The organism is Pseudoalteromonas amylolytica, from assembly GCF_001854605.1.
GTDB classification, from domain to species: domain Bacteria; phylum Pseudomonadota; class Gammaproteobacteria; order Enterobacterales; family Alteromonadaceae; genus Pseudoalteromonas; species Pseudoalteromonas amylolytica.
Genome location: NZ_MKJU01000027.1, coordinates 179,870 through 192,440 on the forward strand (window position 1 = coordinate 179,870; position 12,571 = coordinate 192,440).

Annotated in this window: 10 protein-coding genes; 6 read left to right on the top strand and 4 right to left on the bottom strand. The window is 43.2% G+C overall.

All coding sequences use genetic code 11. From position 1 onward, the window contains the following. Positions 1 to 23: 23 nt before the first annotated feature. Positions 24 to 1,136, bottom strand: a complete 1,113-nt coding sequence (locus tag BET10_RS12840) for a response regulator (RefSeq protein WP_240503697.1) — start codon at positions 1,134 to 1,136, stop codon at positions 24 to 26. Between the two features lie 290 nt (positions 1,137 to 1,426). On the opposite strand from BET10_RS12840, the gene BET10_RS12845 reads away from it, so the two are divergent. The 5 genes from BET10_RS12845 to BET10_RS12865 are packed head-to-tail and all read left to right on the top strand — an operon-like array spanning position 1,427 to position 8,314. Continuing rightward, positions 1,427 to 2,176 (top strand): MipA/OmpV family protein, encoded by a 750-nt coding sequence (locus BET10_RS12845; RefSeq protein ID WP_070985985.1) that lies wholly within the window; start codon positions 1,427 to 1,429, stop codon positions 2,174 to 2,176. Continuing rightward, positions 2,166 to 3,233: an efflux RND transporter periplasmic adaptor subunit gene (locus tag BET10_RS12850; RefSeq protein WP_070985986.1), complete on the top strand. Its 1,068-nt coding sequence runs from the start codon at positions 2,166 to 2,168 to the stop codon at positions 3,231 to 3,233. Before BET10_RS12845 ends, BET10_RS12850 begins: the two co-directional genes overlap by 11 nt. Before the next feature lie 11 nt (positions 3,234 to 3,244). Beyond that, on the top strand, positions 3,245 to 6,283 hold the full coding sequence (locus BET10_RS12855) for an efflux RND transporter permease subunit (RefSeq protein WP_070985987.1): 3,039 nt from the start codon (positions 3,245 to 3,247) through the stop codon (positions 6,281 to 6,283). A gap of 19 nt (positions 6,284 to 6,302) precedes the next feature. Then, positions 6,303 to 6,968 (top strand): response regulator, encoded by a 666-nt coding sequence (locus BET10_RS12860; RefSeq protein ID WP_070985988.1) that lies wholly within the window; start codon positions 6,303 to 6,305, stop codon positions 6,966 to 6,968. Continuing rightward, positions 6,965 to 8,314: a sensor histidine kinase gene (locus tag BET10_RS12865; protein ID WP_070985989.1), complete on the top strand. Its 1,350-nt coding sequence runs from the start codon at positions 6,965 to 6,967 to the stop codon at positions 8,312 to 8,314. The genes BET10_RS12860 and BET10_RS12865 overlap by 4 nt, the downstream gene beginning before the upstream one ends. A gap of 20 nt (positions 8,315 to 8,334) precedes the next feature. Here the strand turns inward: BET10_RS12865 and BET10_RS12870 are convergent, their stop codons facing one another. Continuing rightward, the gene (locus tag BET10_RS12870) at positions 8,335 to 8,715 is read right to left on the bottom strand and encodes a hypothetical protein (RefSeq protein ID WP_070985990.1); all 381 of its coding nucleotides are present in this window, start codon (positions 8,713 to 8,715) and stop codon (positions 8,335 to 8,337) included. A gap of 242 nt (positions 8,716 to 8,957) precedes the next feature. On the opposite strand from BET10_RS12870, the gene BET10_RS12875 reads away from it, so the two are divergent. After that, positions 8,958 to 9,548 carry a porin family protein gene (locus tag BET10_RS12875; protein WP_070985991.1) on the top strand — a complete coding sequence of 197 codons (591 nt, stop codon included), beginning with the start codon at positions 8,958 to 8,960 and terminating at the stop codon, positions 9,546 to 9,548. Between the two features lie 73 nt (positions 9,549 to 9,621). On the opposite strand, the gene BET10_RS12880 is transcribed toward BET10_RS12875, so the two are convergent. Next, positions 9,622 to 11,022 (bottom strand): GGDEF domain-containing protein, encoded by a 1,401-nt coding sequence (locus BET10_RS12880; protein ID WP_070985992.1) that lies wholly within the window; start codon positions 11,020 to 11,022, stop codon positions 9,622 to 9,624. Between the two features lie 187 nt (positions 11,023 to 11,209). Next, positions 11,210 to 12,355, bottom strand: a complete 1,146-nt coding sequence (locus BET10_RS12885; RefSeq protein ID WP_070985993.1) for a porin — start codon at positions 12,353 to 12,355, stop codon at positions 11,210 to 11,212. Positions 12,356 to 12,571: the final 216 nt, after the last annotated feature.

Genomic DNA, 12,571 nt, shown 5'->3' on the forward strand with positions numbered 1-12,571 from the left:
ATCGCATAAAATGCAGATTTGCTTTATTCAACGGTTTTTAGTCGCTCGGTAATATTAAACAGCTTGTCTTCAATCACGAACGACAGCCCTAGAGTTTCTTCAACCACATCCTTAGTTTCGTCTACTAAACACATTAGTTCTGACTCTTGCTCTTCATCAAGACCTAAGGTAATGATTTTTAATTGGATTGCTTCAGACAAGTCATTCACTAGTTTGACGATTTTCTTGTCCTGACTTTCGCACAGGTTTTTAATGGTACCGAAATCATCCAACAGCTGAGTCTTGAGGTTATTCAGTGCTTTTTTACGAATATTGCCTTTTTCGATCTGACCTTCAATGAAGTCGATGCGACTATCAACGATGGTCAAAAGAATGGCAAAATTATCTCGAACGCGACCAATTACGTCTTCATCATTGATACGAAGACCTTTCACAAGCATGGAGCACTGCGGTGAATTGAACAGAATATTGGCACCGAATGGGACAATACGCTTTGCGCTACGACCCAATTCTAAAATTTCTCTTTCTAAGTTGGTGAGACTTTGCTCGGGGAACTGATAAAACTCACCCGCTACTCTAAATTCAACGCAGCAGTTAACACCTGAATTGCTAAAAAAGCGCTTAATATTATTGAATAATTGGCTGATGTCAGTTACTGGCAAGTTTTCTGTAAAAAAAGTCACTAACTCCCCCAACTCACTGGCTTGCTGCATAGACGTAAAGGCGGTTGTGGAAGCCATTTCATACTGCTCTTTGAGCGAGTTACGTTCTTCGATACGCAGTTTGACGCGTTTTAGTTTTTCTTTGAGTTCTTTAAAATCGACTGGCTTGGCAATGTAATCGTCACCGCCACTACCATAGGCTGCAAGTTTATCTTCGCTTGAAGTCAAGGCTGAAATAAAGATGACTTCACACTCTTCAAAAGTGGGAGTTGCTCGAATCTCTTTGGTTAAATCGTAACCCGAATAAGACTGCCCTAGCATAATATCCATCAACACAACGTCTGGTTGGTGGCACTCCAGCAAAGGAATAATCGGCTCTGAGCCATCAGAAGAGACGATATCGTATTGTTTATTGAGAGCCTTTTCTAACACCGTTCTATTTTGCGGGTTATCGTCAACAGACAGTATCTTCACATGGTTTCCTTAGCACAAAGTTTTTAGAGCAATGTCTTAAAAATAGCCAAAGAAGATAGGCCCCGCAATAATTAGCATCGCAACTTTTTGTAATGTCTACGCCTCACTAAATTTTTAGGTTTGTACAATGCAGAGCATAAAGCTTGTTTCTTGAGTATCACTCTTCCCATTCTGACTTTTTTGCAAACTGTAAGTTTGTAGAAAGCTTGAGCACCTAAATTAGCCATAACAAATATTGTTGAGCAAATGGTTAGCTCAATTTACAAACAATCTAAAAAAGGAAATGAGTGATGTTTAGAGGTCTATTTTTATCAACATTGGTATTGGCGTGTTCGGGGGCAATAGCACAGCCTAAAGCAAATAATAAAGAATTTAGCTGGGGAGTAGGAATTGCGGCGATTGCTCAAGATCAGGGTTATATCGACATAGGCAATGAAACAATATTGGTACCCGTTTTGGCAATTCAATATGGCAACTTCTCACTGCTTGGCCCCAGAGCTAACTACAAAATCATCGACACCGATAATTATGAAATTTCACTCACAGGCCATTTACGTTTGGATGGCTATGAAGCAGACGACGCAGATTTTTATGCTGGCATGGAAGACAGAGATATGAGTTTTGATATGGGCGTGTCGGCGGAACTAGATACCGATTTTGGTGAGTTTGGTTTGGAGCTCATCCACGACTTGACCAGTACCCATGAAGGTTATGAGGTCAGTGTGAGCTTTGGTACGCCAATTCGCTTCGAAAAAGGTACAGTAAAACCATACATATCAGCAAGCTATGAAAGCGAAGACTTAGTGGATTACTACTATGGTGTAAGTGCCACAGAGGCTCGCATTAACCGTCCGTTGTACCAAGGTGATGGCTCTGTAAGTTATGAAATAGGCGTGAGCTCAGACTGGTTTTTTGGCAAACATCATATGCTTAAGGCTGATGTTAGTTACACCAGCTACGCCAGTGAAATCAAAGATTCACCTTTGATAGATAAATCAGGCTACGCTCAAATTATATTAGGTTATGTTTATGTTTTCTAAAATTTTTCTAATTACTTCTTTGCTGTGCACTGTTGCCGTTCAGGTAAATGCAGCGGTTTTATTTGAAAATAAAGATTTATATTTTGAGGCTGCTTCATTACCGATAAAAGTTGCTCATAAAGCACCAAATAAAGTGTTTTATGGGCGTATCGAAGGTAGAGAAAGCTTTGATATCGCCTCATTTTCTGTAGCAAGGGTTGCTCAATTACATGTCAGTGCTGGGCAGCAGGTTGCCAAAAACGATGTGCTCGTAACACTGTACTCTCCTGAGTTGAAGGCGCAATTGGATGCTGCTAAAGCAAAGTTGAAGCGGGAAAAAATTCGCCTGCAAAATGCACAAGAGGAACAGCAAAGGACAAATAGGTTGGTGGCTTTGGGATTGCAAAGCGAGGCCGATTTGGATCGGCTAGTAGCAGCCAAAGAAGTAGCGTTACAGTCGGTGAACCTCGCACAAGCACAGCTAACGGAGATCGCTAATTTACAAATTGATCATCAGATACGTGCTCAATCTGCTGGTGTGATAAGCGACATTTACACAAGGCTTGGAGACTTTGTAAAGGTCGGTGAATCAATCCTTAGGTTCCAAACTAGTGATGCTTATAGAGTGGCATTCAAGTTGCCTGAGCAAGAAGCGCTAAAATTATCACGCGACTCATTAGTCAATTTAGCCGTGCCGAGTTTGGATCTGCAACTGCAGGGGAGTGTGGTGGAACGCACATTACCGAGCAACTCGCACTCACCTTGGTTTACAGTGACGATAGAACTTGATAGCGCTTCGCAAAGCTTTACCAGCGAGCAACACTTTGGCCGAAGTGTGCAGCTCTTACTGCCTGTGAGCGATGACATTCTCTATGAAGTGTCAGCATATGCATTGCGTTACGACCCATTTAATCGTCCATACCTTTTACTTGATGAAGCGGTTCCCCGAAAGGTGTTAGTGAAGCCTGTGGCCACTGTCGGAGATACATTCTTGATCAGTGCGAACGAATACTTGGGCGGGCACGCGATGATTGTTTCAGAGGCTAAGTTGGCACTGAACTTAGCCTCTGAGAAATGAGGAGAAGGCCTGTGAAAAATCGACTGCCATGGTATTTGAACACGCGATTGGCGCTGAGTATGGTGCTTCTACTTTGCGTAACAGGCATTGCGGGCTGGCATTTTGCGAGTAAGCAAGAAGATCCACATTTTGCGTACAGAAATGGCTTTATTGTGGTGTCTAGCCCAGGCGCGAGTGTGCAGCAACTTACGGACTCTATCGTAAAGCCCATCGAACGAGCGTTGAGCAGTATCGATGAGATTAGCCGCCTCAACGTACGGGTAAAGTTGGGATCCGCAACAGTGGATGTTGAGTTGCAAGAAGATGAGTACCAGACGGATGCACTCTGGCAAAGGATCAAAGAGCGCTTGGCCGAGTTACAAAGCACCATTCATAATGCCCAAATCGACATTGTTGACAGGGCACAAGATACGCAAGGGATCCTGTTGTCTATAGATAGTGGTGGCGGACTAATATCAGATCGGCAACTTGCCTTAAAGGTACGTGAGCAATTACTCGCTATAAGTGCTGTGCGTAACGTTACTTTGGTGGGTGATCCCGGCTTGCAGTTAGCTGTGGATTTTCCTAAATCTAAGCTGCTAAGCACAGGAGTGTCTCCTTTGGATTTAGCTGAGCGGTTACAGCAGGCAAACAGCCAACATTTATACGCCGCTCTATCAGGCAACATGACAGGGATGGGGCTTGGCGCTGTTGATAGGCTGAGCGATGTACACTATCTGTCACAAAAACAGATACTGACCCCAAGCGGTGCGTATGTACCGTTGTCGAGTATTGCTGATATTCACTATCGGACAAACCCACTAGCAGATGAGCTATTTTGGAAAAATGGTAAGCAAGTATTAGGACTTGCTATTACCTTAGTGCCAAATGCTGTAGACGTTGAACTCGTAGGTGAGGAGATTAAATCACTTATAGCGCAGATCAACGCGCGCTACACTCAAGCGCCAGTGAGCATCGAATTGTTTCAACCTGAGTTCTCTGTTAAGCGCATTGAAGGCTTGATGCAGTCGCTACTTTTGAGTGTGACAGGTGTAGTCCTAGTGCTGCTATGTTTAATGTCAGTGCGTAGTGCTTTGATCGTTGCTTTATCTATTCCAGCTGCGGTACTGAGCGTGATAGCTGTGTTTACCTCATTTGATGGTGTGATCCATCAAATGACCATCGCAGGGTTAGTATTGTCTTTGGGGTTGATGGTTGATAACGGTATTATTGTCACTGAGCGGATAACTCATTTTTTAGAGCAAGGACAAAGCAAATTTGATTCTACAATTAAAGCTGTAACAGAGCTCAAAGGGCCACTGGCTTGTGCAACATTAACCACGGTTGCTGCATTTGTGCCTATGTTGCTGGCAAAAGGCAGTGTCGCTGATTTTATAGCAACAATTCCCCTGTTGGTGATCTTGTGCATCATCGCCAGCTATTTAATATCGTTGACCTTGATACCGGTTTTATTTCAGCTATTGAATTTAGAGATTGCATGGTTACGCCGTGCTCAGCAGGCGTCTAAGGATAGGCTAGAAACGATTGGTAGCGGAATAGCCTACGCGTCACTCAATGCGCCCAGACGTACACTGTTATATTGTGCTGTGGCCATAGCCGTATTGATAAACGTTAAGTCACAACCTGGTGAGTTCTTTCCAAAAACAAACCGAAATCAGGCGTATGTTGATATTCAGCTGCCCATAGGTAGTCATATTGCAAATACCACAAATATAGGGCGAGCTGTTGAGCAGTACCTAAATGAGCGGGATGATATCACTAAAACCTGGATGTTTGCTGGGTTTTCGGGGCCACGTTTTTATTACAATCTAGTACAACAGCCCAGTGAAGCACATGTCGCCAGAGTGGTATTTGAAACACATAAAGGCGTTTCAGTTAAAGCGCTGGTCAGTGAGCTTAATCAGGTTCTTAAAACGAAGTTTGAGGCGTTGGTGATACATGCAAGAGAACTAGGTCAAGGGCCGCCTATCGAAAGCCCCGTTGAACTAAGAATACTGGGTGATGACCGCATTCAAAGCATGAGGGCCGCAGAGGTCATACTGGAACGATTGCGAACGCATAAAGCATTAACAAATTTAAGTCGTGGCTACACGTACGGTAGCACTCAGCTGAATATACAATTTGATGAGTCACTGCTGATACAGCAGGGGTTGCTAGAATCACAAGTCAGCCAATATATTGCTTGGAGAAGCTCTGGGTTGGTGGCGACTAAGCTGCATTTTTTACACGAGCCAATCGATCTGGTGATTTATGACTCACAGGCCTCACAAAGCAGTACGGACTTATTGAACACGCCAATCATTAATACCGCTGGAAATGTTGTGCCATTGGCCGCACTGGCAAGCCAAAATATGCGCGGTGCCCCCAGTTTTTCACAGCGAATGAATGGCTCTCCAGTGTTAACTATCAAAAGTGATGTTGCATCTGGGGTGGATGAAGAGCAATTACTAGAAACATTGCAGCCAGAATTATTGGCTATCGCCGCACACTATGGCGTACGGCTGGAGTTTGGTGGAGAACTGGAAGAGGCCCACAATGCTCACCAAGCCTTGGTGACTACCTTACCGGCTGGTATCGCTTTGTTGCTCTTGGCCCTAATCGTTCAATTTAACTCACTGAGGTGGATGAGCGTGGTCGTGTTGAGTATTCCTTTTGGCATCTTAGGGGCACCTGTAATGTTAGCTTTGGTGGGTATACCGTTTGGTTTTATGTCAATTTTAGGCGTGCTTGCACTAACAGGTATTGTGGTCAACAGTACCATCTTGCTAATTGATGCGACGTTGCAAAACCTAGCGCAAGACATGAGTGAAAAACGAGCTATTCAGTTAGCGGTACAAAGTCGGATCAGACCTGTTATAGTAACTACACTCACAACCATCATTGGCATGGTGCCGCTGACCTTTAGTGGCAGTCCTCTTTGGCCTCCATTAGCTTGGGCCGTGATCGGTGGGTTGGTTTCATCCACGCTGGTAATACTGTTCGTTATGCCAATAGTGATCCATGGGTGCATACCAAAGAGGGCATTACAACATGCTGAGTGTAACGTTTAGCAAGGAAACTGAACGCCAAATGCGTATATTGATCACCGAAGATAACCAACAGCTTGCACAATTTATACAACAAGCAATTGCTCAAGACGGACATGCTGTTGATGTTGCCAACGATGCGTCTCAACTTTGGGCATTGCTGTCATGCTGGCAATACGATGCCATTATTCTTGATCTTGGCTTGCCAGATCAGGATGGCTTAGAAGTAATTCAAGGTATTCGCCAAGGGCATAACCCAGTACCCATCTTGATTTTAACCGCTCGTGGTAGTGTTGATGACAGAATCAAAGGGTTAGATTTAGGCGCGGATGATTACCTAAATAAGCCGTTTTCAATTGATGAGCTCAAAGCCCGCCTGAGGGCATTACTTAGAAGGCCAAACAGTTACACCGGAAACTTGCTAGCTCAGGGCAATTTAGCGTTAGATACCAAAGCAAGGCGGGTAATGGTGGGCAGCAGCAACCTGAGTATGGGCAAGACCGAGGTCGCTATTTTGGAGTATTTGTTGCGAAATGCTGGACTGACTGTGGGTAAAGACGCGTTATATGATGCGATTTATGCGCTGGGGTTTGAGGTAACGGACAATGCAATTCAAGTGGCAGTACACCGTATTCGTAAGAAGCTTGAAGCTGCTTGCGCTGACTCTACCATAAAAACCTTACGCGGCATTGGGTATATTCTGACATGAACTTTCGCCAACATTCGCTTGCTAAAAAGATCTATCTGCACTTTTTACTAATAGGCTCCGCCGTATTCACCTTAATCGGGGTCACTTTGTATTTGTTTTCCATCAATTTCGCTAACTTAGCGGTTGAAAGCAGCATGTATGGCATGAGCGAAGACATTGTTCAGCAATTGCATTTCGATGAGCAGCAACGGCTGCAATATCACCCAGAAAATGTCGCTGAGAAATGGGGCTATGATGCATTATTTAATAACCTTGCTTTTCGGGTAGTAGAGCAAAATAGTGGCCAAGTAATACTGAATTCAATCTCGTCTGAGGCCGGCTCACAGGCGTTGGCGGCGCTGGATTCCGCTTTACCAAAGGGGTACTCCCATCAAGCAGGCATTGACCGTTACCGTCTTGAGTATGACGTACAGGGAACAGCGGTTTATGTCGACCTTGCACGCAACGACTTGATTGGCGAGTTTGCCAATGAAGCGGTGATGCCTGTGCTAAGTCAGGTATCAATAGTGACTATGGTAGCTGCATTTGTGGTGTTTATGTTGGTGGGGTTTTTATCCATTCGTTCAATTGTACGTCCAGTAAGAGAGGTTGCCAGTCAGCTTGAAGCGATTACGCCAGAGCAGCTGAGTTTTCGCTTAAGCTCGCACGGTTTACCAATAGAAATTCAACCGATCGTAAATTCACTTAATCAGGCGATGGATCGCGTAGAAACAGGCTTTGATGAACAAAAACGTTTTGTTGCCAACGCTGCTCATGAATTAAAAACGCCACTGGCAGTGCTTAATACGCGGGTGCAGCTCGCTGATATGGATAGTGCGACGAGTGAAGGGGTGTTAGCTGATGTGGGATATATGACTCGGGTTGTACAACAGCTATTGGATTTATCACGCGCACAAAGGCAGTTTGGCAATGAAAGAAGCCCACTGAGTTTACTGATGCTCAGTAAGGAGGTATGTATGATGTTGGCACCTCTGGCGGTCTCGTTGGATAAAGAGTTGTCATTGGAACCCGATGAAAGTGGTGAGTTAGTTCAAGCCGATAAGGCGGCTGTACATATCATGGTTAAAAACCTGATTGAAAACGCACTTCGGCACAGCAAAGATAAAGCCAGCATTATCGTTCGAACGTCAAATAACTACATTGAAGTCTTAGATAACGGCCCCGGTATTGATGAAGAAAACAAAGACAAGTTGTTTGAACGTTTTTGGCGCAAGGAGCAGTCTGTATTAACTGGCAGTGGGCTGGGGTTAGCAATTGTGAAAGAAATAGCGCATCGCCATCAAGCCCACTTAACGGTCAAGTGTAAAAATGAACTTGGAGGAGCCACGTTTAAAGTGCTGTTTTAATCCAACCATAGATACATCCATTATAGATGCACCCTTGCCAAGCTGAGCAAACCAATAGGCAGCAACAGTACCCACTGAGGTAATTTTACAAATACCTTGGCAGAGAAAAAATACCAACCGACCACAATAAATACGGTTGCGAACAACATATAGCTGATAGACATAGCCATGACGACAGTGTTGTACGTAGATAAGTTGTGCCAGCCAATGTAGCTCAAAGATAAACTACCGAGCAACAGGGTAAGAGAGACCATATGCCAACATGCCAGCAAAGTGGCTTTGGGAATGTCGGCAAGATTTGAGTTTAGAAAAGGTCTAACAGGGTCGATTTGCCCTGCAAATACATGGATACAAAACGTGATCAGACCTATCACACCAGCGATGAAAATGAGCGTATTCATACAGTCCTTCCTGAGTGATACCAAAGCGCTTGTCCACTTTAGGGGCAATTGCATTAATTCGCAACTTTATGATAGGTGAAATACGTATTATCCAAAGCTGCGCATCGCTGACCCCATAACCCGAACAAACTTTTACAATATAGGAATATTAATTTACTGAAATATAAGTTAATTTCTCACTCGATTGTTAGCACTTCTAACAAAATTGAATTATTACTCAGAATTTTAAGAAAGGGCTAAAAATGAAAGTGTTATTACCTGCAGCCATGATTATGCTTGGAGCGGCTTATACTCAAAATGCAATGGCAAGTGATGTTTACGTCGGTGCTCTTTATAACCAACAAGATATTGATGCTCCGGGCAATGATTTTAACACTGCGGGGATTGTGTTGGGTTATCAACTGAATGAGTACGTTGCTTTTGAGGGGCGATTTGCAACGGGGACATCGGGGGTGTTAGCGAGGACTACAGCGACTGATTTCTCGCATTCTTATAAGGAAGATATGGATCTGCAAAGTTCACTTTTGTTAAAACTAACTTACCCAATTGCTGATGGGCTGAACGTCTATGGTTTAGCTGGATACACGCGCTCCAAAATTGAGTTTGAAAGTAAAGGCATCCAAACGAACGAATTAGGTAACGTAGTACTGGAATATCACAACGAAAGTAGCTGGACTCGAGGAGGATTGAGTTATGGTATTGGGGTTGAATATCAACTGAATGACAACTTCACAGTATTTGTAGATCATCAAATCTTACCTGACTTTGACGTTGCTATCGCTTATGACCAGAAGTGGAAGAGTACAACAGTAGGTTTTGCGTATCGTTTCTAACAGTATCGATTGAATGAGTGTTGGCTGGCAAATAGATTATCTTATTGGCCAGCCAACATATTCTGTATTCATATTAAACATCGCTTACCTGTGGCAGGAATACCACCTGATTACGACCATTATTTTTGGCCTGATGCAGCGCCATATCAGCAACTTTATGAATGTGTTTTATGTTGTTTTGACCCAAACTTGAACTACACCCTATTGAAGCTGTGATCGGACCATGCTGTTCGCTCCAATATTCGATAAACATATTCTCGATGTTTTGTCGTATGCTCTGTGCTATGGCATATGCGGTCTGTGAGTCTAAGTTTTTCAAGATGACAGCAAACTCTTTCCCGCCAATTCGACTAACCAGATCTTCTGCTCGAACAGAACTTTGAATCGTGTTGGCGACTTTAATCAACACCCTATCTCCGACGTCATGGCCGCCTAGATCGTTTACTTTTTTAAATAAATCGAGATTGATAATGAACAGCCACATGTTTTGGTTCGTGTTTTCAATGTCAGTGAATGTTTGTGCCGCAACCTGATTAAACCTGATACGGTTTGGCAGACCCGTAAGAGGCTCTTTCATTGTAGCTTGGAACAGATGGCTCTCGGCAATTCTACGATTTCGGTCACTGCGATCATGAAAAATAGCCGAGGCAGCCACGATGAGAATAATAATCCAACAGGTAGCAACGACAAAAAGCCCTATCAAGTCGCTTTCACGGTTGCTAAGGCTTTTAACTAGCAGATATCCCATCACAGTGGGAAATACATAGCCTACTACTGTTTGCAGTCGGGCTATTTTCCCACCAATGTAGGGGCTTAAAATTGCTCTTAAAGCACCACAGTTAGCAGTGGTAGTTAAACAGGCAACTGCTAAAGCAAGTCCTATAGTGGTTGTTATAATAGACATCTGTCCGTAGAAGTTATCAATGTTGTAGGCGTAACCAGTCAAAGAAGTCATCGGAATAGCCAATGAGATAAACGCAAAACTCTGAGAAATAAGTATATAGTTTAGATTGTAAAACACTTGGCTGAGTGCGAATCCCAATAACATAACGCTTGAGTTTAAGCCCATCGTATTGCTTTTGCCCGCTAACAGCTCAACTTCTACGATATGAGAGAACGGGGTCAAACTGATAAGCGCTGACGATTCTAAGAAAATATCCAGCATTCTCACGATAGTAAGCATGACGACACAAGAGGGCAGAATAATGAGGTAGGGTATTTGTTTAGCCTTGTTGCTTAGGGTGAGCATAATTCCAATAACGAATATACATAACGCGGTAGCTGGATTGGTGGCTGGGCCATATGCAAATGGACGATATAAAACTTCAATTTCAAATGTATAACCCAGTAACACGGCAAGGCCAAATAGAGCACCAACTAAACCAAGAGGACGAGTGACTTTTTGAGCGTAAGCAACCAAGTACCAACTTTTAGCACTAAGATTAATCGATTGTGGAGTGGTTGATATAGCCATTTAGCACCTGTTACATAGATTCACAAATCGTGAATATATTCATTTTACCTGATAAAAAGTCGCAGAATATTTGTGTAAACTAGCCGTGTTGTCTCATGTTAACGGTAGGCCACAAATCGCCAGCTTGAGATTGCTGTAAGTGATATATCTAAAGTAAGTAAAGTGTTTGAACAGCACAATTGCAAGTTTAGTTGAATTGCCAATGTCGTTTAAAATCATATCGTAAACCGACGGAGAAAGACTCAATATCGGAGCGATAGAAGTAAGACTTATTTAAATATTCCAAATGTACCCTCAGTGGAGGGGTAGGAAGCCATTCCAAAGTAATATTAAAGCCATCAAAACTTTGATTACTGGTATCGTCAAAATGATAACCGTCATTAAACTCAAAGAAACCTGTTTTAAGCTTGTAATCTGTAGCTAATTGATATGCCATAGAAAAATCAATAGTATGCCCTTTGCGAGTTTCGCTTACAGCGACACGTCGGTAGTCCTTTGCTTGATATGATATTGCGCCATAGAGTCGGGGGTTGAATTGATAAGCCAAAGATGTTGCCCAGACCCTGTTTTCACCTAGGTAAACTTTTTCTACATGGACATCGTTTTGCTGATAGGTAAGCGCAGCATGAAGCCCGTTAACATCATAGCTTACCCCTACATTGAACAAGTCGGTTTGATTGTCGTCTGTATCTCCCGCATATTGACCCACAGCGATAAACGTGAAGGGGTCACTGTCTAAGCGATAGGATATTAAATTATCGACAAAGAAGATGCTTTGTGGGTCATATGCAAAAGGGCTACTCGCATGATTAAAAATATCTACATATTCGGCAATAAAAAGATACTGAGGTGGTCTTTGCTTGCCTATCCCAAAGCGCCCAAATGGCGTGCTGATTGCGGTGTAAACACGTCGAGATTTACCAAAGTTCCCTTGATTTGCTAAATCAATGCTCCATTCACCATGGAGTTGAGCAGACCATCCAGTAGCAAATTCTGTCGCAGCCTTAATGCCTGCATGAGACAGCGCGTCTCTCACATCCCAGTAACTGTAAGATTGTTCATCAATAATACCGAATGTGGGTCTTATCGTGGCGTATACATCGACTTGAGAATGATTTTTCTGTGTACTAGCTGAGACACTGGGTTTGGGTGATTTTATGTCGAGAACGTTTGGATTTTGTTTTAAGAACCTGGCCTTTAGCTCTTTTAGTTGAGCTTCGAGCGCTTGAATGTCAGCCCATGTAACGGTGCGTTCAGCCGCCAAAAGCGGTGGACAAAACATTAAATAAATCATCATTATTTTGGGCAATGGGTAGGATAAAATGCTTCGCATTGTTGTGCCTGTAAGTCATTGCTAATTACTGCATTATAGACAACGCGTGTAATTCAGCGCGTCTTTAAATCCGTTAACTTAATGAGTGTGACTCCAATGGTTGCCAAGCAACTCCATTGGTCATACTTGCTATCATGTCATTATTGCTCCTTGATTAAAGTGAAAGGCACCTAAACATCGTCTGAATGTTTGAGCTATAGTTTCATTGGGGCTTTG